The organism is Streptomyces sp. NPDC028331 (assembly GCF_055565775.1).
Genome location: NZ_JBVHTR010000018.1, coordinates 92,223 through 113,037, shown reverse-complemented (window position 1 = coordinate 113,037; position 20,815 = coordinate 92,223). Strand labels below are relative to the sequence as shown.

21 protein-coding genes and 1 pseudogene are annotated in these 20,815 nt (G+C 71.9%); 12 read left to right on the top strand and 10 right to left on the bottom strand.

The window, feature by feature from the left end; all coding sequences use genetic code 11:
- Window positions 1–105: 105 nt before the first annotated feature.
- Window positions 106–273 carry a DUF3117 domain-containing protein gene (locus tag ACZ4SW_RS25350; protein WP_003966491.1) on the top strand — a complete coding sequence of 56 codons (168 nt, stop codon included), beginning with the start codon at window positions 106–108 and terminating at the stop codon, window positions 271–273.
- A 126-nt stretch (window positions 274–399) separates the two neighbouring features.
- On the opposite strand, the gene ACZ4SW_RS25345 is transcribed toward ACZ4SW_RS25350, so the two are convergent.
- Window positions 400–1,098: an O-methyltransferase gene (locus tag ACZ4SW_RS25345; RefSeq protein WP_468250257.1), complete on the bottom strand. Its 699-nt coding sequence runs from the start codon at window positions 1,096–1,098 to the stop codon at window positions 400–402.
- 224 nt (window positions 1,099–1,322) lie between these two features.
- Here ACZ4SW_RS25345 and sigE point away from each other — a divergent pair, with 224 nt between their 5' ends.
- The 5 genes from sigE (at window position 1,323) to ACZ4SW_RS25320 (ending at window position 6,593) form a co-directional block, all read left to right on the top strand.
- Window positions 1,323–2,024 carry an RNA polymerase sigma factor SigE gene (gene sigE, locus ACZ4SW_RS25340; protein WP_468250066.1) on the top strand — a complete coding sequence of 234 codons (702 nt, stop codon included), beginning with the start codon at window positions 1,323–1,325 and terminating at the stop codon, window positions 2,022–2,024.
- Window positions 2,021–2,995 carry an anti-sigma factor family protein gene (locus tag ACZ4SW_RS25335; protein ID WP_468250063.1) on the top strand — a complete coding sequence of 325 codons (975 nt, stop codon included), beginning with the start codon at window positions 2,021–2,023 and terminating at the stop codon, window positions 2,993–2,995. Before sigE ends, ACZ4SW_RS25335 begins: the two co-directional genes overlap by 4 nt.
- A gap of 210 nt (window positions 2,996–3,205) precedes the next feature.
- Window positions 3,206–5,044, top strand: coding sequence for a S1C family serine protease (locus ACZ4SW_RS25330; protein ID WP_468250060.1), 1,839 nt, complete (start codon window positions 3,206–3,208; stop codon window positions 5,042–5,044).
- 198 nt (window positions 5,045–5,242) lie between these two features.
- Entirely contained in the window at window positions 5,243–5,689 is a 447-nt protein-coding gene (locus tag ACZ4SW_RS25325) for a sec-independent translocase (protein WP_468250057.1), read from the top strand.
- 244 nt (window positions 5,690–5,933) lie between these two features.
- The gene (locus ACZ4SW_RS25320; protein WP_468250053.1) at window positions 5,934–6,593 is read left to right on the top strand and encodes a hypothetical protein; all 660 of its coding nucleotides are present in this window, start codon (window positions 5,934–5,936) and stop codon (window positions 6,591–6,593) included.
- A 99-nt stretch (window positions 6,594–6,692) separates the two neighbouring features.
- Here ACZ4SW_RS25320 and ACZ4SW_RS25315 read toward each other — a convergent pair whose 3' ends face one another.
- Genes ACZ4SW_RS25315 through ACZ4SW_RS25305 form a run of 3 tightly spaced genes read right to left on the bottom strand, consistent with a single transcriptional unit; the run spans window position 6,693 to window position 9,717 of the window.
- Window positions 6,693–7,826, bottom strand: a complete 1,134-nt coding sequence (locus ACZ4SW_RS25315) for an Mrp/NBP35 family ATP-binding protein (RefSeq protein WP_468250051.1) — start codon at window positions 7,824–7,826, stop codon at window positions 6,693–6,695.
- Between the two features lie 42 nt (window positions 7,827–7,868).
- Window positions 7,869–8,447, bottom strand: coding sequence for a DUF1003 domain-containing protein (locus ACZ4SW_RS25310; RefSeq protein WP_468250047.1), 579 nt, complete (start codon window positions 8,445–8,447; stop codon window positions 7,869–7,871).
- Window positions 8,437–9,717, bottom strand: a complete 1,281-nt coding sequence (locus tag ACZ4SW_RS25305) for a magnesium transporter MgtE N-terminal domain-containing protein (RefSeq protein WP_468250044.1) — start codon at window positions 9,715–9,717, stop codon at window positions 8,437–8,439. The genes ACZ4SW_RS25310 and ACZ4SW_RS25305 overlap by 11 nt, the downstream gene beginning before the upstream one ends.
- A 174-nt stretch (window positions 9,718–9,891) precedes the next feature.
- Here ACZ4SW_RS25305 and ACZ4SW_RS25300 point away from each other — a divergent pair, with 174 nt between their 5' ends.
- Window positions 9,892–10,641, top strand: coding sequence for a hypothetical protein (locus ACZ4SW_RS25300; RefSeq protein WP_468250041.1), 750 nt, complete (start codon window positions 9,892–9,894; stop codon window positions 10,639–10,641).
- Between the two features lie 247 nt (window positions 10,642–10,888).
- On the opposite strand, the gene ACZ4SW_RS25295 is transcribed toward ACZ4SW_RS25300, so the two are convergent.
- Together ACZ4SW_RS25295 and ACZ4SW_RS25290 are read right to left on the bottom strand one after the other, a co-directional pair.
- Window positions 10,889–11,410, bottom strand: a complete 522-nt coding sequence (locus ACZ4SW_RS25295) for a hypothetical protein (RefSeq protein ID WP_468250037.1) — start codon at window positions 11,408–11,410, stop codon at window positions 10,889–10,891.
- Between the two features lie 21 nt (window positions 11,411–11,431).
- Window positions 11,432–12,547: a magnesium and cobalt transport protein CorA gene (locus ACZ4SW_RS25290; protein WP_468250034.1), complete on the bottom strand. Its 1,116-nt coding sequence runs from the start codon at window positions 12,545–12,547 to the stop codon at window positions 11,432–11,434.
- Between the two features lie 542 nt (window positions 12,548–13,089).
- Between ACZ4SW_RS25290 and ACZ4SW_RS25285 the strand changes: the two genes are divergently transcribed.
- Window positions 13,090–13,674 carry a suppressor of fused domain protein gene (locus tag ACZ4SW_RS25285; RefSeq protein WP_468250030.1) on the top strand — a complete coding sequence of 195 codons (585 nt, stop codon included), beginning with the start codon at window positions 13,090–13,092 and terminating at the stop codon, window positions 13,672–13,674.
- A 42-nt stretch (window positions 13,675–13,716) separates the two neighbouring features.
- Here ACZ4SW_RS25285 and ACZ4SW_RS25280 read toward each other — a convergent pair whose 3' ends face one another.
- Window positions 13,717–14,982, bottom strand: coding sequence for an MFS transporter (locus tag ACZ4SW_RS25280; protein WP_468250028.1), 1,266 nt, complete (start codon window positions 14,980–14,982; stop codon window positions 13,717–13,719).
- Window positions 14,983–15,155: 173 nt separating this feature from the next.
- Here ACZ4SW_RS25280 and ACZ4SW_RS25275 point away from each other — a divergent pair, with 173 nt between their 5' ends.
- The 3 genes from ACZ4SW_RS25275 to ACZ4SW_RS25265 all read left to right on the top strand — a co-directional run bounded on the left by ACZ4SW_RS25275 (window position 15,156) and on the right by ACZ4SW_RS25265 (window position 17,781).
- A complete protein-coding gene (locus tag ACZ4SW_RS25275) occupies window positions 15,156–15,797 on the top strand; it encodes a DUF6758 family protein (protein ID WP_468250025.1) in 642 nt (213 codons plus the stop codon).
- A gap of 348 nt (window positions 15,798–16,145) precedes the next feature.
- Window positions 16,146–17,012: a PHP domain-containing protein gene (locus tag ACZ4SW_RS25270; RefSeq protein ID WP_468250022.1), complete on the top strand. Its 867-nt coding sequence runs from the start codon at window positions 16,146–16,148 to the stop codon at window positions 17,010–17,012.
- Between the two features lie 163 nt (window positions 17,013–17,175).
- Window positions 17,176–17,781, top strand: a complete 606-nt coding sequence (locus ACZ4SW_RS25265; RefSeq protein WP_468250020.1) for a MarC family protein — start codon at window positions 17,176–17,178, stop codon at window positions 17,779–17,781.
- A gap of 103 nt (window positions 17,782–17,884) precedes the next feature.
- On the opposite strand, the gene ACZ4SW_RS25260 is transcribed toward ACZ4SW_RS25265, so the two are convergent.
- Window positions 17,885–18,037: a hypothetical protein gene (locus ACZ4SW_RS25260; RefSeq protein ID WP_468250016.1), complete on the bottom strand. Its 153-nt coding sequence runs from the start codon at window positions 18,035–18,037 to the stop codon at window positions 17,885–17,887.
- Window positions 18,038–18,287: 250 nt separating this feature from the next.
- Between ACZ4SW_RS25260 and ACZ4SW_RS25255 the strand changes: the two genes are divergently transcribed.
- Window positions 18,288–19,184: an NYN domain-containing protein gene (locus ACZ4SW_RS25255; RefSeq protein ID WP_468250013.1), complete on the top strand. Its 897-nt coding sequence runs from the start codon at window positions 18,288–18,290 to the stop codon at window positions 19,182–19,184.
- Window positions 19,185–19,215: 31 nt separating this feature from the next.
- Here ACZ4SW_RS25255 and ACZ4SW_RS25250 read toward each other — a convergent pair whose 3' ends face one another.
- Complete coding sequence (locus tag ACZ4SW_RS25250) at window positions 19,216–20,085, bottom strand: alpha/beta fold hydrolase (protein WP_468250010.1); 870 nt, start codon at window positions 20,083–20,085, stop codon at window positions 19,216–19,218.
- 98 nt (window positions 20,086–20,183) lie between these two features.
- A pseudogene (locus tag ACZ4SW_RS25245) lies at window positions 20,184–20,815 on the bottom strand (DEAD/DEAH box helicase); the annotation flags it as partial.

Below are 20,815 nucleotides of genomic sequence, written 5' to 3'. Positions count from 1 at the left end.
GGAAGCAATGTGTTCGATGCCGGTGTCGCGTGTCCTGTGAAGGATCGCGTGCCCTTCAAGGGGCCGTCGGCTGACGATGAGCTGGTTTCAGGAAGGGGAACGAGCATGGCGGCCATGAAGCCGCGGACGGGCGACGGCCCGCTCGAGGTGACCAAGGAGGGGCGGGGCATCGTCATGCGCGTTCCGCTCGAAGGCGGCGGTCGGCTCGTCGTCGAGCTGACCCCGGACGAGGCCGACGCACTCGGCGACGCCCTCAAGAAGGTCGTCGGCTGACGCGACAGACCCCGGATTTCAGCTGCCCCGGCATCGTACGCGGTGCCGGGGACCGCTGTTTTCCAGGGGGCTTCCCGCGGGTGATTCCATGGACGGGGCCGACCCTTCCCGCCCCCGCCTCCGTGCTCACCGCCTGACCGCGCACAACAGCCCGTCCCCCACGGGGAGCAGCGAGGGCACCAGATCCGGGCTCTCGCGCACCGTGCGCAGCAGCTCCCGCAGCCGCAGCACCTCGGTGGGCTGCGGCCCCGAGCCGACCGTGCGGCCGTTGGCGAAGGCGCCCTCGAACACGACGAGCCCGCCGGGACGCAGCAGACGCAACGATTCAGCGAGGTAGTCGAGCACCTCGAGCCGGTCGCCGTCGCAGAAGACGAGGTCATAACCGGCGTCCGCCAGGCGCGGCAGGACGTCCAGGGCGCGGCCCGGGATGAAGCGGGCCCGGTTGCTGGCGAAGCCGGCGGCGCGGAAGGCCTGGCGGGCGAACTGCTGGTGCTCCGGCTCGGGGTCCACCGTGGTCAGCACCCCGTCCGGCCGCATGCCGTGCAGCAGGTGGATCCCGGAGACACCGCATCCCGTCCCGATCTCCGCCACCGCCTTGGCGTCCACGGTGGCGGCGAGCAACCGCAGCGCGGCGCCCGCGCCGGGCGACACCGAGCGCAGCCCTGCCTCACGGGCCCGTTCCCGTGCCCAGCGCAGCGCGTCGTCCTCGGCGACATAGGCGTCGGCGAACGCCCAGCTCGTCTGCCGGTTGCCGGTAATGACCCTCTCCTGTCCCCGTGATTGCTTGGGCGTGACTGTATCCGTTGACGGCGGGAACCCGCAGATGGGACCGGGCGTTGAGGAGGGGGGAAGAGGGCGCGGGGAAGGACCGGGGAAGACGCGTGGACCTGGGTGCCGAGCAAGTGCTGACGCAGCCGTATCAGCGCGCATCAAATTCTCGTAAAACCGCTTATCCGGAGCTAACGGGCGAGGTGGCTATGGTAGGGGCTCCACTGGACACCACCAGAGCCGACAGGGGAGGTGCGGCTGCGCCTGTGGATCGGGGAGGGGTGCTACGGCGCCTTCTCGGGTCGGCGGGTGAGCCGAAATCCGTGACCGACATCGCTGACAACCACCACGCTGCCGACACCGCGCACATCGCGACCTTCGCCACCGACGCGGACGCGCAGGCGTGGGCTCCGCCCACCTGGGAGGAGATCGTCAGCACCCACAGTGGCCGGGTCTACCGGCTGGCCTACCGCCTGACCGGAAACCAGCACGACGCCGAGGACCTCACCCAGGAGGTCTTCGTACGGGTCTTCCGCTCCCTGTCGACGTACACGCCCGGCACCTTCGAGGGCTGGCTGCACCGCATCACCACGAACCTGTTCCTGGACATGGTCCGCCGCAAGCAGCGCATCCGCTTCGACGCGCTCGGCGAGGACGCCGCGGAGCGCCTGGCCAGCCGCGAGCCGACGCCGCAACAGGTCCTGCACGACGCGCACTTCGACGCGGACGTCCAGCAGGCGCTGGACACGCTCGCGCCCGAGTTCCGGGCGGCCGTCGTCCTGTGCGACATCGAAGGACTGTCCTACGAGGAGATCGCCGCGACCCTGGGCGTCAAGCTCGGCACGGTGCGCTCCCGGATCCACCGCGGCCGCTCGCAGCTGCGCAAGGCGCTCGCGCACCGGTCGCCCCAGGCCCGCGCGGCCGAGCGCCGTTCGTTCGTGCCCCGAGTGCCCGCGCTGGGGGGAGGGGGCGCGACCGCGTGAGTGGATCCCGTCGCCCCACACCGGCAGAGCAGCACCTGGGAGACCGTCTCTCCGCCCTCGTGGACGGAGAGCTCGGTCATGAGATGCGCGAGCGCGTACTGGCCCATCTGGCGACGTGCGCCAAGTGCAAGGCCGAGGCCGACGCCCAGCGCCGGCTGAAGAACGTCTTCGCGGAGGCGGCCCCGCCGCCTCCCTCCGAGAGCTTCCTGGCCCGGCTCCAGGGCCTGCCCACGGGAGGTGACGTCGACGGCGGTGGTACGCCGCTCGGCGGGGGAGGACTCGGCAGAAGGCCGCAGGGCACCGCGGGGCCGTCCTCGCGACTCGGCGTCTTCGGACTGAGGGGCGAGCCCTTCGGCTATGTCCCGACGGGGCCGCATGCCGCGGCGCTCGCGCCCTCCGAGGACCGGACCGTCACCGGGGACCGCGGCTTCCGTATCCATCCCGTCGGCCGGCAGGAGGGCGAGCGGTCGGCGTCCCGCGGGCGACGGTTCGCGTTCGCCGCCGCGGGCGCCGTGTCGCTGGCCGCGCTCGCACTCGGCGGCGTGTCCGGAGTGGCCGGTGACACGGGCGTGGAGGCGCGCGGCGGTTCGGGAGCCGGGAGCAACGTGACCCCGCTGCGCTCACCGGGCACCGGCGGTGTCACGCCGTCCGAGGCGCAGCGGCGGCGTTCCTCCGGAGCGCTGCCCGGCCGGCGCGCCCTGGACCGGGCGCCCGTCGCGCCCACGGAGGCCGCGGCGCCGCTGCTGCCCGGAGTGCACGCTCCCGGCGTCCGGGACGTGGCGGAGATCCGTGCGCTGACCGCTCCGGTGCTGGCCGGGGCGGCCGTGATGTCCCCGCTCATACGCCCGCTCACCGAGACCGGCCCGTTCATGCTGCCGACCGCACCCGTGCCGACGGCTCCCGGCCTGCTGGCCGTCCCGCTCCCGACCACGTCCCCCACGCCCTCGTCCTCCGCGGACCCCGGCCGCTGAGCGGCTGCGCGGCCACGCGGGGAACCTGGTTGAATCCATGGTGCCCGCGCCCGCGCCAGCGGTTCCGGGCGTGGAATCGACAGTCCAACGGCGACCTCCGTGCCGCCGGCCGGGTGTGGGGAGACCATGAACGAGGGGAAGCCGGTCCCTGCGGGGGGAACGGAGCGGGGGGCGAGCGAGCCCGAGGCGGCGCCCGAGGCAGAGGGGTCGATGAGCGGGGGCACGGCGCCGGGAGGAGAGGCCGGCGACTTCGAGCTTCCCGCCCCTGCGGGGGCACGCCCGCGGGGCGGGGCCGGCACCGGGGGCGACTTCGAGTGGGAGCGGCCCGTTGTGGCGGACGCCGCCGATGGTGCCGCTGTCGCCGCTGAGTCCGGGGCCGGAGTCGCCGCTGAGTCCGGGGCCGGAGTCGTCGCGGGGTCCGAGGCCGGAGTCGTCGCGAGGCCCCAGGAGGTCGACGGGACCGGTGATTTCGAGTGGGAGCGGCCGGTCGCGGCGGGGCCCGGGGACGGGGCCGGTGTCGTCGCCGAGACCCGGAAGGCCGACGGGGACGGCGACTTCGAGCTGGAGCGTCCGGCCGCCGCGGGTGTCGTGCGGTCAGGTTCCGCCGGGAGCTTCGCCCCTGGGCAGGCCGACGACGCCTCCGGCGCCCCGGACGGTCGCGTCAAGCCCCTTCACGACCCGGACCCTTACAACACCCCGCCCTACGGCGAACCGGGCCCGTGGGCGCCCGCGCCGCCGGTCCAGCACCCGGCGCTGACGCCCCCGCACGGCGCCGCCCCGCAGAGCGCCCCCACGCCCCCGGCCGCGCCGGTGCCGGGCGGCCCCGCCGACCCCGGCGGCGCCCCCTCGACCCCTTCCCCCTGGGGGCACTACGACCCCTGGGCGCCCCGGGCCCCCTTCCAGCAGACGGGCGCCGCCGTGCTCGGCGAGGAGCAGCGGCGGCGGCGCGGCCGCAAGGCGCTCGTTCTCACCGGTGTGCTGATCGCGCTCGTGTCCGGTGTGGCCGGCGGTGTCGTCGGCGCCGCGTGGGAACGGGACGGCGGCGTCGGGGAGGTGCGGCTGCCGCAGGCCGGGAAGGAGCCCGAGGGGCGGTCCCCGGACAGCGTCGCCGGGATCGCGGCGCGGGCGCTGCCCAGCGTCGTCACCCTGCACGTCAAGGGCGCCGGCGAGGAGGGCACCGGCACCGGCTTCGTCCTCGACGGGCGCGGACACATCCTTACCAACAACCACGTCGTCCGACCCGCCGGAGACGGCGGCGAGATAACGGTGACGTTCAACGGCGGCGAGAGCGCCAAGGCCACCGTCGTCGGCCACGACACCGGCTACGACCTCGCCGTCGTCAAGGTCACCGGCGTCCGCGGTCTCACCCCCCTGCCCCTCGGCAACTCCGACAACGTCCAGGTGGGCGACCCCGTCGTCGCCATCGGCGCGCCCTTCGATCTGTCCGGCACCGTCACCTCCGGCATCATCAGCGCCAAGGAGCGGCCCGTCACCGCCGGCGGCGAGGAGGGTGACGGCAGCGACGTGTCGTATGTCGACGCCCTGCAGACCGACGCCCCGATCAACCCCGGCAACTCCGGCGGCCCGCTCCTCGACGGCAAGGGGCGTGTCGTCGGCATCAACTCCGCCATCCGATCGGCCGGCAGCGGCTCCGACCAGAGCGGTCAGGCCGGTTCCATCGGGCTCGGCTTCGCCATCCCGGTCAACCAGGCCAAGCGCGTCGCCGAGGAGCTGATCAACACCGGCCGGGCCACCCACCCGGTGATCGGCGTCACGCTCGACATGAACTACACCGGAGACGGCGCCCGTGTCGGCGCAAAGGGCACCGACGGCGGCCCCGCCGTCACCACGGGCGGCGCCGGCGACAAGGCCGGCATCAAGCCGGGCGACGTCATCACGGAGGTCGACGGCGTGCGCGTCCACTCGGGGGAGGAGCTGATCATCAGGACGCGGGCCCACCGCCCCGGCGACCGGCTGGAGCTGACCGTGGTCCGCGGCGACTCCGAACGGAGGATCACGCTCGTCCTCGGCTCGGCGGACGGTACCTGACGCGAACCCCGCGAACACGGGACGGAATCCGCCCCGCAAGGCAAACAACCCGGAAAACCCGCCGCGCGGACGCGGCCGGTGCGCCGGGACAGTACCGGTACGACAGGGCCGCCGGGTACCGTGGACCCGGCCCGGACCACGGAAGACCCGCACAGACCACCGAGGGCCGAGGACCGAGGACATCGCAAGGAGCTTCAGGTGTTCAATGACATAGGACCGCTCGAGCTGGTCACGCTCGTGGTCATCGCCGTGCTCGTCTTCGGTCCGGACAAGCTCCCCAAGGTGATCCAGGACGTCGCGCGCACGATCCGCAAGATCCGCGAGTTCTCGGAGAGCGCCAAGCAGGACATCCGCGAGGAACTGGGTCCCGAATTCAAGGACTTCGAGTTCGAGGACCTCAACCCCAAGACGTTCATCCGCAAGCACCTGGACAACGACGACCTGGGGCTCAAGGAGATCCGCAACGGCTTCGACCTGAAGAAGGAGATGGTCGAGGTCGCGGACGCGGTCCGCGACGTCGAGTCGTCGTCCTCGTCCTCCTCGCCGGTGTCCTCCTCTTCCACCGGCGGCACCGTCGACATGACGAAGAAGGCCGCGAGCCCCGACCCCGACGAGCGCCCGCCCTTCGACGCGGACGCCACCTGAGCCGTACGCGCCACACCGGGCCCGGTACCCGCCGGACCCGGGTGACGTGACGCAGGTCATACGCCCATCGGCGTGCGTACGGCCGTATTGCGCCGCACACGGGGTGGTACGCGCCGGGCGTTTCCCTGCTGTTCGGAGTGCTGTGGCTATGCTGCCCAGTTGTTGTGCGGACCGTTTGTGAGCGAGGACGCCCGTGGGGGGCGGGCCGCTCGGGTCCGACGAGAGCGAGGAGGCGTCCGGGCAGATGGAGACGACGAGTCGGGTGGACGCGCAGGCGTCGGCCGCGGAGGGCGGACAACAGCTCCCCTTCGCCCGCCGCACGGTCGACGGCTACCTCCGGGCACCCTTCCCGTGGTACGGCCTCGACGAGGCGTTCACGGGGCCGCGCTGGCTGATGCAGGTGGGCACCGCGGCGGACGGGACCGTGGAACACGGGTCCATCGGACACGGGGACGAGCCCTCCGTGCGCAACGAGGCGACCGAGGACAAGGAACGGTTCGCGGTCGTGGTCACCGTCGCCGCGAACCCGGTACGGCGCAGCCCGGACGGCACCGGTGTGCTGGAGGCCACGTCGGTCTCGTCCGCGGCGTGGCTGGCGGGCGTGGGGCTGCTGTCGTTCACCTGGCCGGGCCAGTTGGACCACACCCTGCGCGACGACTGGCTGGACCAGCAGACGGAGACGGCGTGGGTCCTCGCGGACGACCTGACCGGTCCGGCCTGGTCGACGCTGTCCCTGCCGGTGGACGGCGTGCCGACGTCCTTCCACTACCGGGAGTCCGAGTTCGGCTGGGTGCTCGCCGGCTCCACGGAGGCCGGGGTGCATGTCGGCGCGTACGGCAGAGGCATGAGCGCGTACGGACTCGGTTTCGCCGTGGTCAAGGACATCACCGCCTACGCCGCCTAGCCGGACGCGGCCGTACCGACCTACCGACGACCCGCGGACCTACGGGCGTACGACGAGGGGGCGCCGTCACACCGACGGCGCCCCCTGGTCGTAGCGGCCCTAGAACTTGTTCTTCGGCGTGATCCCGAGCGACAGCCCCGCAAGGCCCCGCTGCCGCCCACCGAGCTTGCCCGCGATGGCACGCAGGGCCGAGCCCGCCGGGGAGTCCGGGTCCGTCAGGACGACCGGCTTGCCCTCGTCGCCGCCCTCGCGCAGGCGGACGTCGATCGGGATGGAGCCCAGCACCGGGACCGTGGCACCGGTCGTGCGGGTCAGGCCGTCGGCGACGAGCTGGCCGCCGCCCGTGCCGAAGACGTCGACCATCTCGCCGCAGTGCGGGCAGGGCAGGCCGGACATGTTCTCCACCACGCCCACGATCTTCTGGTGGGTCTGCACGGCGATCGAGCCGGCCCGCTCGGCCACCTCGGCGGCCGCCTGCTGCGGGGTGGTCACGACCAGGATCTCGGCGTTCGGGATGAGCTGGGCCACGGAGATGGCGATGTCACCGGTGCCGGGCGGCAGGTCGAGCAGCAGCACGTCGAGGTCGCCCCAGTACACGTCCGCAAGGAACTGCTGGAGCGCGCGGTGCAGCATCGGGCCGCGCCAGACGACCGGGGCGTTGCCCGGCGTGAACATGCCGATCGAGATGACCTTCACGCCGTTCGCGGACGGCGGCATGATCATGTTCTCGACCTGGGTGGGGCGCCCGTCGGCGCCCAGCATGCGCGGCACGCTGTGGCCGTAGATGTCGGCGTCCACGACACCGACCTTCAGACCGTCGGCGGCCATCGCGGCCGCCAGGTTCACCGTCACCGAGGACTTGCCGACGCCGCCCTTGCCGGAGGCCACCGCGTACACCCGGGTGAGGGAGCCCGGCTTGGCGAAGGGGACCTCGCGCTCGGCCTGGCCGCCGCGCAGCGCGGTCGCCAGCTCGCGGCGCTGCTCGTCGCTCATCACGTCGAGCGTGACGTCGACGCGGGTGACGCCCTCGACACGCGAGACGGCCTCGGTCACGCGCTGGGTGATCGTGTCGCGCATCGGGCAGCCGGAGACCGTCAGGTACACGGTGACCGCGACCGCTCCGTCCGCACCGATCTCCACCGATTTGACCATCCCCAGCTCGGTGATGGGCCGATGGATCTCGGGGTCGTTCACCGTCGCCAGCGCTTCGCGCACCGCGTCTTCCGTAGCCATAAGGAGATGGTACGGCCCGGCACGACGGCCGCGGTAAGCCCGTCAGTGGTCGTCTACGTCACGTCCGCGCGACCGTTCCGCCGGGACCACGACATGCCCGTCGGAGCGCCGCCGGTCCTCCAGCTCCTTCATGAGGTCCTGCAGTTCGGACCGTATCCAGTCCCGGGTGGCGACCTCGCCGAGGCCCGAGCGCAGCGCGGCGATCTCCCGGGTCAGGTACTCGGTGTCCGCGATGGACCGCTCGTTCTGCTTGCGGTCCTGTTCCAGGTTCACCCGGTCACGGTCGTCCTGGCGGTTCTGGGCGAGCAGGATCAGCGGGGCGGCGTAGGAGGCCTGCAGCGACAGCACCAGGGTCAGGAAGATGAACGGGTACGGGTCCCAGCGCAGGTGGGCCGGGGCGGTGATGTTCCAGCCAAGCCACACGATGATGACGCCGGTCATCCAGACGATGAACCGCCCGGTGCCCAGGAAGCGCGCGATGCGCTCGGACAGGCGGCCGAAGGCCTCGGGGTCCCACTCGGGCAGGAGGCGGGAGCGCCGGCGGGGCATGGGCTGGTCGAGCCTGAGGCGCCGGGTGGCGGCGGTCGCGCCGGAGGGGAGCTTCTCGCGGTCAGGTGCCATCGGTGACCCCCTCCTCGTGCAGGTCGAACTCCGTCTCGCGCCAGTCGTCGGGGAGCATGTGGTCCAGTACGTCGTCCACGGTCACCGCGCCGAGCAGCGAGCCGGCCTCGTCGACGACGGGCGCCGCGACCATGTCGTAGGTGGCGAAGAACCCGGCCACCACGGGCAGCGGCGCGTCCGGCGCGAGCGGCTGCAGGTCGTCGTCGACGAGCGAGCTGACCAGCGTGTACGGCGGGTCCCGCAGCAGCCGCTGGAAGTGGACGGTCCCCAGGTACTTGCCGGTCGGCGTCTCGTCCGGAGGGCGGCAGACGTACACCTGTGCGGCGAGCGCGGGGGACAGGTCGGGGTTGCGGACGCGGGCGAGCGCGTCGGCGACGGTGGCGTCGGGCCGCAGCACGATCGGTTCGGTGGTCATCAGACCGCCCGCGGTCCTCTCCTCGTACGCCATCAGACGGCGCATGTCGGCCGCGTCCGCGGGCTGCATCAGGCTCAGCAGCCGTTCCTGCTCCTCCTTCGGCAGCTCGGCGAGCAGGTCGGCGGCGTCGTCCGGGTCCATCGCCTCCAGGACGTCCGCGGCGCGCTCCTCCTTCAGCTTGCCGAGGATCTCGATCTGGTCGTCCTCGGGGAGTTCTTCGAGGACATCGGCGAGCCGGTCGTCGTCGAGGGCTGCGGCGACCTCCGCGCGGCGCTTGGGGGACAGATGGTGCAGGACGTTGGCGAGGTCGGCGGGCCTGAGCTGTTCGAAGGTGGCCAGCAGGCTCTCGGCGCCCTGCCCGTGCTCCTCCAGGGAGAACCCGGTGACCGCCGACCACTCCACCGTCAGCGTCTCGCCCTTGCTGCGCCGGAACGCGCCGCCCTTCCCCTTGCGTACGAAGACCCGGTCGATCTCCCAGTCCCGGCGGGCCGGCAACTGCTGCACGGACAGGTCGAGGACGGTGACCTGCTCGCCCGTCTCGACGAGCGTGACGTGCCGGTCGAGCAGCTCCCCGAAGACGAGCCGCTCGGTGGGCCGCTGCTCGAAGCGGCGCACGTTGAGCACGCCGGTGGTGATGACCTGGCCGGACTCGATGCCGGTGACCCGGGTCATGGGCAGGAAGATGCGGCGGCGGGTGGCGAGTTCGACGACCAGGCCCAGCAGCCGCGGGGGGCGACGTCCCACCCGCAACATGACGACCAGATCGCGCACGCGCCCCACCTGGTCGCCGGTGGGATCGAAGACGGCGATCCCGGCCAGGTGTGAAACGAAGATCCGAGGGGCGCTCGCGGCCATGCCCGCGCCTCCTTTTCCTGCAGTTTTGTCCGCTCGCGTGGGCTTCAGGCTAGCCCGTCCCGGTGCGCCACGCCCTCGCGGGGGGTGCGGATGGACCGGCTCCGGAAGGCCTTCGGGGCACCGGTACCCTGCGGTACGCCGATGAGGACTCCCGTATGAGAGGTAGCCCCGCCTGTGACCGCTGTTTCCCAGGGCCGTACCCGCAGGGCCGCGCTGGTGCGCGCGATGTGCGCGCTGGTCGTGACGGGGGCGGGGCTCGCGGGATGCGGCGGCGGCGACCCGGACGCCGGGACCAACGGCGTCGGCAAGCTGTCCGCCGACAAGATCCAGAGCCGGACGCGTACGGCGGCCAAGTCGGCGTCGTCGGTCCACCTCTCCGGCACCGTGGTCAGCGGCGGCGGCACGTACACGCTGGACATGCGGCTGAAGGGGGACGGCGGCAGCGGGTCGGTCACCTCCAAGAACGGGACGTTCCGGCTGCTGCGGGTCGGCGAGCACCTGTTCCTGAAGGCCGACGCCGCGTTCTGGAGCCGGCAGGACGGCTCGGGGAGCGGCGACGGCTCGGCGGCCGGCAAGCTGGACGGGAAGTACGTGAAGGTGCCGTCGGGGGACCCGGCCTACCAGCGCTTCAGCGGCTTCACCGACAAGGACGTCCTGCTGGACGGGCTCCTCACCCTGCACGGCACGCTGACGACCGACGGCCACCACGAGCAGGGCGGCGTCCGCACGATCCGCATCGCCGGCGACAAGGGCGCCGGCGGCAGCCTGGACGTCTCCCTGGAGGGAAGCCCGTATCCCCTGCTCCTGGTCCGCGCCGGCAACGCGGGGACGCTCCGCTTGTCGGAATGGGGGAAGGACTTCACCTTGGCGGAGCCGCCGAAGGAGCAGACGGTGGACTACGGAAAGCAACTGCCGTCGTCCTAGGGTGTGCTGCGGCACCAGGTCGCCTGAGCTGCGGGCCGTCGTACCTCCCCCGGTGCCGTGACGGTCCGGGAGGTACCCCCGGGGCGATGGGGGTCCCACCTGGTCGGGCGAAGCCGAATGCGTCGGGGAGGGTGGGCGCCGGGGGTGCCTCCCGGGCCGTCGGGGCCCGCGGGAGAGCACACCGGGGCGCCGGACCGCGCAGCCCCGGACGACTGCCCGCAGCGGGCGGCGGCGCGACCGCCCGCAGCTACCTTCCCCTGCGGCGCAGCAGTCGCGGCAGGCCCGCCGGGATCGGCCGGCGCGTCGTGGCCGAGGTCGGGACCGGGCGTGCGGCCTGGGAGTCGGACGGCAGCGGTAGCGTCGTCCCCCGGGGCTCCAGCCGGAGCACCCGGCACTCCCGGCGCCACCGCTGCGGCATCTCCTCCCCGTCGGGGGCGTTCAGCCGCTTGCCCTTCAGCTCCGCGACCGCGCCCTCCCACTCGGGAGACCCGGGCGCCAACTCCACCACCCGTGCCGGCCAGGTGACGATCCGGCCGCCCTTGTCCTTGCTGCGCACCGTCACCACCGCGTCGCCGCCGTCGGTCAGGCCGGGCAGCGGCTGCTCGCCGGGTCCGTCGCCCACCACGCACGCCGCACCCTCGTGCCACACGTGCCACAGCGCACGCGCGGGCGCACCGCCGGCGGCCGGTGCCGCGCCCTGGACCCAGATCAGCCCGGACTTCTTCGTGGCCTCCTCGACCAGGGCCTTCTCGAGCAGCTCGCTTGTCATACGTCCAGCCTAGTGCGGCCCTCACAACCAGCCGTTCCGCTTCAGCATGCGGTGGATGCCGACACAGATGCCCACCGTGATGCCCATGATCGCCGGGTAGCCGTACTTCCAGTGCAGCTCGGGCATGTACGTGAAGTTCATGCCGTACACCCCGCACACCATCGTCGGCACGGCGATGATCGCCGCCCAGGCGGTGATCTTCCGCATGTCCTCGTTCTGCGCCACGGACGCCTGCGCCAGGTTGGCCTGGAGGATCGAGTTCAGCAGTTCGTCGAAGCCCAGCACCTGCTCGTTGACGCGGGCGAGGTGGTCGGCGACGTCACGGAAGTACTTCTGGATGTCCGGGTCGATCAGCCGCATCGGCCGCTCGCTCAGCAACTGCATGGGCCGCAGCAGCGGTGCCACCGCCCGCTTGAACTCCAGCACCTCGCGCTTGAGTTGGTAGATCCGGCCGGCGTCCGTGCCGCGAGGCGTGCCCTTGCGGCCCGGCGAGAACACCTCGGTCTCCACCTCGTCGATGTCGTCCTGCAGGGCGTCCGCCACCGCGATGTACCCGTCGACGACGTGGTCGGCGATCGCGTGCAGCACCGCCGAGGGGCCCTTGGCGAGCAGTTCGGGCTCGTCCTGCAGCCGGTGCCGCAGCGTCCTGAGCGAGCCCTTGCCGCCGTGCCGGACGGTGATGAAGAAGTCCCGCCCGGTGAAGCACATCACCTCGCCGGTCTCGACGACCTCGCTGTTGGCGGTCAGCCGGTCGTGGTCGACGTAGTGGATCGTCTTGAAGACGGTGAAGAGGGAGTCGTCGTACCGCTCCAGCTTGGGGCGCTGGTGCGCCTGCACCGCGTCCTCGACGGCCAGCGGGTGCAGCCCGAACTCGCGGGCGATACCGGCGAATTCGGCCTCGGTCGGCTCGTGCAGCCCGATCCACACGAATCCTCCGTCGCGCCGCACCAGCCGCATCGCCTCGTGCGGGGACAGCGGCTGCTGCGTCTGGACGCGGACGCCGTCGCGGTAGACGGCGCAGTCGACGACGGCGGACGGCGTCGCGGGGTCACGCGTGGTGTCGTAGGCGCCGCTGTCCTTCCGCAGGGGGGTGCGGGACGGGCGGACCACGGCGCGCAGGTCACGGATCATCGACATGGCAGGGCTCCTTCGCGACGAGCAGCGAAAGGCCACGACAAACGGGTGGAACTACCCGGAATGGGGACGTCCTGGCTGCGGAGGTTTGGCACGTCCACAAAGCGGGGAGCACCGCACCGTCACGGTGGCGGGCTTCGCTGCTGATTCAGCTACTGACTGAGATCAGACAGATCAGGCAAAGCGAAACGAAGTGCTCTTCCGTGGCGACGCGAACGCGAGATGCGAGAGGTGACAGCCGACGGGAGTCAGAACAACCGCGTCAGCGGCCGGAAGAGCGGGTGGTACTGCACGGTCGACTTCGATCCATGACAGCCCCACCTCCTCCGGCCGGTCCCTGGTGAGGGACGATCCATACCCTGATTAGAGGGTGCCCCCGTAGGGGAGTCTCATGGGCGTCGGGCTTGACGGGACTTCCCCGGTGCCTCAAGGGCCTGGGACGTACCCCCACTGCGTGCTGCCCGAAACCACCGGCCAAGAGTATCAGCCGACAGAAGTGTCAAGGCGCTGCTTTGCCCGGTGCTGACGAGTTCTATGCTCGCCGCATGGTGGATGTTCTTCCTCTGGTCGAGGCCCGGTTGCGCACCGCGCTGGGCGAACCGGACGCGCGCGCGGCGGTCACCTTCCTGGGCACGGACCGCATCGAGGTGCTCCGCTTCCACGAGGGCGACATCGTCCGCTACGCCACCCTCGGCATGTCCGCACAGCCCATGGCGGACCCCACCGCGCTGCTCGCCGATCCCGTCAAGGGACCCCGCGCCGAGCTGGTCCTCTCCGTGCGCGGCGGCCTCGCCGACACCGACAAGGTGCTGCGCCCGCTCGCCGTGCTCGCCGCGTCCCCGCAGGTCGAGGGTGTGGTCGTGGCCCCCGGCGCGGCGCTGGAGGTGGGCGAACCGCTGTGGCCCGGCGCCCCGTTCACCTCGGTCCTGGTGGCCGAGCCCGGCGGCCTGGTCGAGGACCTGGAACTGGACGAGCCGCTCGACCCCGTGCGGTTCCTGCCGCTGCTGCCAATGACGCCGAACGAGGCCGCCTGGAAGCGGGTGCACGGCGCAGCGGCCCTTCAGGAGCGCTGGCTGACGAACGGGACGGACCTGAGGGATCCCTCCCGCAGGTCCGTCCCGCTGGACTGACGCCGGAGGTGAGCAAGCTCACCAACGCCCGGCCGGAAACGGTCACTTGGCGAAGACCGTGACACCGTCCTCGACCGCGTGCCGGGTCTCCAGCTCCTCGGCCTCGTGCGTGAGCGCCCTGCGCCGCAGAAGGACCACGACCGCCCCGAGAAGCGCCGTGAGCGCTCCCGCCACGAACGGCATGTGGATGTCGCTCCACTCCTCGATCTTCGGCGCGAGGTAGGGGGCGGCAGCCGCCGCGAACCACCGCACGAAGTTGTAGCCCGCGCTCGCCACCGGGCGCGGTGCGTCCGAGACGCCGAGGGCCAGTTCGGTGTAGACGGTGTTGTTCACGCCGATGAACGCGCCGGACAGGATCGTGCAGACGATCGCGGTGGTGTGGTCGCCGTAGCCCAGCACGGCCACGTCGGCCGCGAGCAGCACCAGCGAACCGCCGAGTACCTTCAGCGACCCGAACCGCTCCTGCATGCGCGGCGCCACGATGACCGAGAACACGGCGAGCAGCACGCCCCAGGCGAAGAACACGGCACCCGATTTGTAAGGCGTCATGTTCAGCACGAACGGCGTGAAGGCCAGCACGGTGAAGAACGTGTAGTTGTAGAAGAACGCCGAGACCGCCGCGGAGGCGAGGCCGCGGTGGCCCAGCGCCTTGATCGGGTCCAGCAGTGAGGTCTTCCGTGCGGGCCTCGGCTGCTCCTTCAGGAACGCCGTGATGCACAGGAAGCCGACCGCCATCAGCGTGGCCGTGCCGAAGAACGGGTAGCGCCAGCTGATGTTCCCGAGCAGCGCGCCCAGCAGCGGGCCGCACGCCATGCCGAGGCCGAGCGCGGACTCGTAGAGCAGGATGGCCGCCGCGCTGCCCCCGGCCGCGGCGCCGACGATCACGGCGAGGGCCGTGGACACGAAGAGCGCGTTGCCGAGGCCCCAGCCGGCCCGGAAGCCGACGAGTTGCGCGACCGAGCCCGAGGTGCCCGCGAGGGCCGCGAAGACCACGACGAAGGCGAGTCCGAGCAGCAGGGTCTTGCGGCCGCCGATGCGGCTGGAGACGAAGCCGGTGACCAGCATCGCGACGGCGGTGATCAGGAAGTAGGAGGTGAACAGCAGGGAGACCTGGCTCGGTGTGGCCTGCAGGCCCTTGGCGATGGACGGCAGGATCGGGTCGACGAGTCCGATGCCCATGAACGCGACGACGGACGCGCCGGCGGTCGCCCACACGGCCTTCGGCTGCCGCAGGATGCCGAAGGCCCCCTCGTCGAACGGGTCCGCTCCGGCTGCTGTGGCGGGCTCTCCTCCTGTGGTGCTCCTCATGTGTCTCCTCGCACGTCCTGGATCGGAATGGTTGGCGTATACACATATTAAGTTAGATCCGCTAATTAATGCAAGGAGCATCTAGTTCCGCAGGTGAAGCGGGCGTGAGGGGCACACGCCGGACGGGTGATCGTCCTTGACGCGGCGCGGGACGGGGAGGACCGTGGGGGCCTATGAGGGGCGAACCCAGTTGCCCGAAGTGCGGTGGCCGGGTCAGGGCTCCGGGACTCTTTGCCGACTCCTGGCAGTGCGATGTCCACGGCACCGTGCATCCGCTGCAGCCCGTGATCCCGCCCAGCGTCGAGGCCCTCAGCGTCGTGGTGCACCGCGCCCGGGTGCCGGTGTGGATGCCGTGGCCGCTGCCGGTCGGCTGGCTGTTCACGGGGGTGGCCTACGCGGGCGACGACCGCAGCGGGGGCCGCGCCACGGCCGTGGCCTGCTCGGGCCCGGGACCGCTCGGCGGCATGGGCGAGCTGATCCTGGTCGCCGAGGAGCTGGGCGTCGGGCTCGGTGCGCGGTACGCGGGCATCGACGGGCCGGACCCCGGGCCGTACATGAACGTGGAGAAACCGCCTCAGGCCAAGGTGCTCGCCGTCGGCCGCCCCACCCCCCTGTGGCACGTCTCGGGTGCCCCGGGCGACCGCGCGGTCTTCGCGGGCGAGGCGCGCGGCCTGTGGCTGTGGGCCGTCGTCTGGCCGGAACAGTCGGGCCTGCTGATGTACGACGAGATGGTCCTGACGGATCTGCGGGACGCCGGGGCGGAGGTCGACCTCCTGCCGATCGGGGCGTTGTCGCCGCGCCTGCTCGAGCCGTGAGGCCGGCCTGTCGGTCTTGGTATCCGGCCTGCTCGAGCCGTGGCGTCGGCCTGCCGGTCTTGGCGTCCGGCCTGCTCGAGCCGTGGCGTCGGCCTGTCGGTCGTGGCACCCCGTTTGCTCGAGCCGTGAAACCGGCCCGCCGGTCGTGGACCCTGACCCGGCCTGCTCCGGCGTGATGTCGGCATGCTCGGGCCCTGACGCACGGCCTGGTCGGCCGTGACGCGGCCCGCCGGACGGCGGGAGGGGGTCGTAGGGGGCGCAGTGGTCGTGCGGGTGTGACAGGGGTTCCGGAACTGCCGTTATCCTTGAGCGTCCCCTTCCGTCCCGTCACCGCCTGGAGTACGTGTCGTGCGCATCGACCTGCACACCCACTCCACCGCCTCCGACGGTACGGACACCCCGGCCGAGCTGGTGCTGCGCGCCGCCGCCGCGGGACTGGACGTCGTCGCGCTCACTGACCACGACACCACCCGCGGTCACGCGGAGGCGATCGAGGCGCTGCCCGCGGGGCTGACCCTGGTCACCGGTGCGGAGCTCTCCTGCCGGTACGACGGCATCAGCATGCACATGCTGGCCTACCTCTTCGATCCCGAGGAGCCCGACCTGCTCGCCGAGCGCGAGCTGGTTCGGGACGACCGGGTGCCGCGCGCCCACGCCATGATCGCCAAGCTGCGGGAGCTGGGCGTGCCGATCACCTGGGAGCAGGTGGCCCGCATCGCCGGCGACGGCTCGGTGGGACGGCCGCACATCGCCTCCGCCCTGGTGGAACTCGGCGTGGTCGGCAGCGTCTCCGAGGCGTTCAGCCCCGAGTGGCTGGCGGACGGCGGGCGCGCGTACGTGCAGAAGCACGAGACCGACCCCTTCGAGGCGATCCGGCTGGTCAAGGCCGCGGGCGGGGTGACCGTCTTCGCGCACCCGGCCGCCGCCAAGCGGGGCCGGACCGTTCCGGAGTCCGCCATCGCCGACCTCGCCGCCGCCGGGCTCGACGGCATCGAGGTCGACCACATGGACCACGACCCGGCGACCCGGGCCCGGCTGCGCGGTCTCGCCGCCGAACTGGGCCTGCTGGTCACCGGATCCTCCGACTACCACGGCAGCCGCAAGACGTGCGTGCTCGGTGAGTACACCACCGACCCGGAGGTGTACGGGGAGATCATCCGGCGGGCCACCGGCGCGTTCCCGGTCCCGGGCACCGGCGGACCCCGCGGCGCTTGACCCTTTCGCAGCTCTCTCCTTTCCCCGTTTCCCCTTCCCCCTTCCGGCATCCGGCGATCGCCGCCGCGCTCGCCGTCGTACGTCCTGCCGGACGACGACGGCACGCGGCGGCTGCGGGACGTCCGCCGCCGCATGCTCGTCCGCACCTCATCGCAAGGCACCCATGTTCGACGTCGCCGTCTTCGGTTCCCTCTTCCTGACCCTGTTCGTGATCATGGATCCCCCCGGGATCACCCCGATCTTCCTGGCGCTCACCGCCGGCCGCCCTGCCAAGGTGCAGAAGCGCATGGCGTTCCAGGCCGTCTGCGTGGCCGGCGGTGTCATCGCCGTGTTCGGTGTGCTCGGCCACCAGATCCTGAACTACCTGCACGTCTCCGTGCCCGCGCTGATGATCGCGGGCGGGCTGCTGCTTCTTCTGATCGCCCTGGACCTGCTGACCGGCAAGACGGACGAGCCGAAGCAGACCAAGGACGTCAACGTGGCGCTGGTGCCGCTCGGCATGCCGCTGCTGGCGGGCCCGGGGGCGATCGTCTCGGTGATCCTCGCGGTCCAGAAGGCGGACAGCGTGGGCACCCAGGTGTCCGTGTGGACGGCGATACTCGCCATCCATGTCGTGCTCTGGCTGGTCATGCGCTACTCGCTGCTGATCATCCGCGTCATCAAGGACGGCGGGGTGGTCCTGGTGACCCGGCTCGCGGGCATGATGCTCTCCGCGATCGCCGTGCAGCAGATCATCAACGGGGTCACCCGGGTCATCCACGGAAGCTGACCGCCCGGCCGGGCCCGATACGCGCGGAGCCCCGTACGGCACGATGCCGTACGGGGCTCCGAAGTCGTCCACGCCGTTGTGCGGCGTATGTGTCGTCGAGCCGTTATGAGGCCGGCGCGTCGGCCGGGCGGATCCACAGCCGCTGCCCGATGGCCGCGGCCTGCTGAACGATCTGGTTGACGGAGGCGGCGTCCACGACGGTGGTGTCCACGGGGGTACCGTCGACGTCGTCGAGTCGCATGATTTCGAAGCGCATGGGCTTCTCCCTTCGTCTGGTCATCCTCCTGCGGAGAACTACTGGTGAGTGGAGCGCGGAGCGTCTGTGCCCCGGCCCACGTGAGTAGTCAACGAGGTGCTTGTTACAAACATTCCCTACGCTAAGGAAATTTTTCGAGTCGCTAATTACTGACCGGTAATCAACCGAGTCGACGGTCGTTTTGTGTTCATGGTGCACACGCCGGCATCGGTTGTGATCGCAGCGTGACCGCCGGGAGAATGGAAGACATATGAACGACGACCTGGCGGCGCTCGGCGCCCGTATCGACCGAACGAACGAGCTGCTCCAGCGCATGCTCGCCGAAGTGGCGAAGACGCCCTCGACCCATGCGATCTTCGTGGACGCGGGCTACCTCTACGCGGCCGCAGGACGGCTCATCGCCGGCACCGAGGACCGCCGGGCCTTCGACCTCGACGCCGAGGGGTTGATCGACGCCCTCATCGACAAGGCGCGCCAGGTCTTCGCGGACAGCCGGTTGCTGCGCGTGTACTGGTACGACGGCGCGAGACGCCGCATCCACACCGCCGAACAGCAGTCCATCGCCGAACTCCCGGACGTGAAGGTGCGGCTCGGCAACCTCAACGCCAACAACCAGCAGAAGGGCGTCGACTCCCTGATCCGGACCGACCTCGAATCCCTCGCCCGGCACCGCGCCATCAGCGACGCGGCGCTCATCGGCGGCGACGAGGACCTGGTGTCGGCGGTGGAGGCGGCACAGGGGTACGGGGCCCGGGTACACCTGTGGGGCATCGAGGCGCCCGAGGGCCGCAACCAGGCGGAACCGCTGCTGTGGGAGGTCGACAGCCAGCGCACCCTGGAACTCGACTTCTTCAAGCCCTACGTGAGCCGCCGGACGGCCGCGACCTACGAGCCGTCCTCCACGGCCCGCCCCACCCGCGAGGACGTCCGGTTCGTGGGTGCGCAGGTCGCCGCCAAGTGGCTCGCGGAGCGCGGCCGGGAGTCGATGGCCGAACTGCTGCCCGGCCACCCCTACCTGCCCGGCTCCGTCGACCAGGACCTGCTGGTGGAGGCGGAGAACCTGCTGCAGTACTCGCTGCGCGGCCAGGCCGACCTGCGCCGCGCCCTGCGCGACGGCTTCTGGGAGCACCTGCAGGCGCAGTACTAGTGCCGCGGCCGGGGAGTCCGACGCCCGGGTCTCAGGCGAGCCGGTCCCAGAAGGCGGCGAGGGCGCGGGCCGTCCCCTCGGGTTGGTCGGTGTTGGGGGAGTGCTCCGCGTGCGGTACGACGGTGCGGTGGGCGCCGAGTCGGGCCGCCATGTCGTCCAGCAGCGGGACGGGCCAGGCGTCGTCGCGGTCGCCGGACAGCACATGGACGGGCAGGCCGACGGCGGCGAGTTCGGCCACACGGTCGGGTTCCTCGCACAACTGCCGTCCCGTGGCGAGGAGCTGGGCGGGACTGTTGCTGATCCAGCGGCGGCGCAGGTCGTCCCCGTCGGAGAGCCCCTCCTCCAGGTCGCCGGCGCCGCTGTCCTCCACCGGTTCGAAGGCCTGGATGGCGTCCCAGACCCCGGCCATGTCCAGCACGGCGAGGGCGTCGTGCAGCAGCTTGACGCGCTGCTGCTGGGGGAGGGACACCTGGGCCGGGCCGGAGGCCATCAGGGTGAGCGAGACGAACGCGGAGGCGTCGAGGAGGACGGCGGCCCGGGCGATGTGACCGCCCAGGGAGTGCCCGAGCAGATGCACCGGTGCCCCGACGGCCTGCGCCTGCGCGATCACGTCCCGCGCCAACTCGGCCTGCGCGTACGGTGCCTCGTCGTCCCTGGGGCCGGGGGACTCGTACTGCCCGCGCCCGTCGACGGCGACGGTACGGTACCCGGCCGCCGCGAGGAGCGGCTGCAGGACGATGAAGTCCTCCTTGCTGCCGGTGAAACCGGGCAGCAGCAGGGCGGTCCCCTTCACCCGAGCCGTCACCGCGTCCGCGTCGAGCACGGCGAACTCCCCGCGCTCGGTGGCGAGCCGGTACGCACGGACGCCGGGGGGCGGGGTGAAGGTGGGGGGACGACTCATGGGGGTGAGAGTACCGGGAGCCGAGAACGCCGATGGCCCGCCCCTGTGCGTGACAGGGACGGGCCATCGACGATCAGAGCCGTGGCTCACCGCTGAGGTCAGCCCTCCGCGGGCTCCGCGGCCTTGCGCGTACGGCGCCGGGGCTTGGCCTCGGCGGCCTCCTCCACCTGCGCCGGAATCTCCGCCTCCGCGGCGACGGCCTTCCGCGTACGGCGCCGGGGCTTGGCCTCGGCCTCATCGGCGGCCTGCGCGGGAATCGCGGCCTCGGCGGCCTTGCGGGTACGGCGCGGCTTGGCCTCGGCGACCTCGACACCGTCCACGGCGGCCTCGGCGGCCTTGCGGGTCCGCCGACGGGGCTTGGCCTCGACGGCTTCGGCGGTGTCCACGGCCTGCTCGGCGGTGGCCGGGACCGTTTCCGTCGCCGCGGTGGCCTTGCGGGTGCGGCGCGGCTTGGCCTCGGTGTCCTCGGCGGGAGCCGCCTGTGCCGTCTTGCGGGTGCGCCGCGGCTTGGACGGGGCCTCGGCCTCCGCCGTCACGCCCTCGGCCGTCTCGACGGCGGTCTCGGCGGTCTTGCGGGTGCGCCGACGGGGTGCGGCCTCGGTGACCTCGGTCGCGGTGTCGGCGGCCGGGGCGGCCTCGGCGGCCTTGCGGGTCCGCCGACGGGGCTTGGCCTCGACGGCTTCGGCGGTGTCCACGGCCTGCTCGGCGGTGGCCGGGACCGTTTCCGTCG

What these genes read in the sequence shown, in the direction of transcription:
- ACZ4SW_RS25265 (WP_468250020.1), top strand. Translation starts at nt 17,176, where the DNA reads ATGTTCGACGTCGCCGTCTTCGGTTCCCTCTTCCTGACCCTGTTCGTG.
- ACZ4SW_RS25350 (WP_003966491.1), top strand. Translation starts at nt 106, where the DNA reads ATGGCGGCCATGAAGCCGCGGACGGGCGACGGCCCGCTCGAGGTGACC.
- ACZ4SW_RS25320 (WP_468250053.1), top strand. Translation starts at nt 5,934, where the DNA reads ATGGAGACGACGAGTCGGGTGGACGCGCAGGCGTCGGCCGCGGAGGGC.
- ACZ4SW_RS25275 (WP_468250025.1), top strand. Translation starts at nt 15,156, where the DNA reads ATGAGGGGCGAACCCAGTTGCCCGAAGTGCGGTGGCCGGGTCAGGGCT.
- ACZ4SW_RS25255 (WP_468250013.1), top strand. Translation starts at nt 18,288, where the DNA reads ATGAACGACGACCTGGCGGCGCTCGGCGCCCGTATCGACCGAACGAAC.
- ACZ4SW_RS25315 (WP_468250051.1), bottom strand. Translation starts at nt 7,826, where the DNA reads ATGGCTACGGAAGACGCGGTGCGCGAAGCGCTGGCGACGGTGAACGAC.
- ACZ4SW_RS25260 (WP_468250016.1), bottom strand. Translation starts at nt 18,037, where the DNA reads ATGCGCTTCGAAATCATGCGACTCGACGACGTCGACGGTACCCCCGTG.
- ACZ4SW_RS25295 (WP_468250037.1), bottom strand. Translation starts at nt 11,410, where the DNA reads ATGACAAGCGAGCTGCTCGAGAAGGCCCTGGTCGAGGAGGCCACGAAG.
- ACZ4SW_RS25330 (WP_468250060.1), top strand. Translation starts at nt 3,206, where the DNA reads ATGAGCGGGGGCACGGCGCCGGGAGGAGAGGCCGGCGACTTCGAGCTT.
- ACZ4SW_RS25310 (WP_468250047.1), bottom strand. Translation starts at nt 8,447, where the DNA reads ATGGCACCTGACCGCGAGAAGCTCCCCTCCGGCGCGACCGCCGCCACC.
- ACZ4SW_RS25285 (WP_468250030.1), top strand. Translation starts at nt 13,090, where the DNA reads ATGGTGGATGTTCTTCCTCTGGTCGAGGCCCGGTTGCGCACCGCGCTG.
- ACZ4SW_RS25305 (WP_468250044.1), bottom strand. Translation starts at nt 9,717, where the DNA reads ATGGCCGCGAGCGCCCCTCGGATCTTCGTTTCACACCTGGCCGGGATC.
- ACZ4SW_RS25290 (WP_468250034.1), bottom strand. Translation starts at nt 12,547, where the DNA reads ATGTCGATGATCCGTGACCTGCGCGCCGTGGTCCGCCCGTCCCGCACC.
- ACZ4SW_RS25280 (WP_468250028.1), bottom strand. Translation starts at nt 14,982, where the DNA reads ATGAGGAGCACCACAGGAGGAGAGCCCGCCACAGCAGCCGGAGCGGAC.
- ACZ4SW_RS25250 (WP_468250010.1), bottom strand. Translation starts at nt 20,085, where the DNA reads ATGAGTCGTCCCCCCACCTTCACCCCGCCCCCCGGCGTCCGTGCGTAC.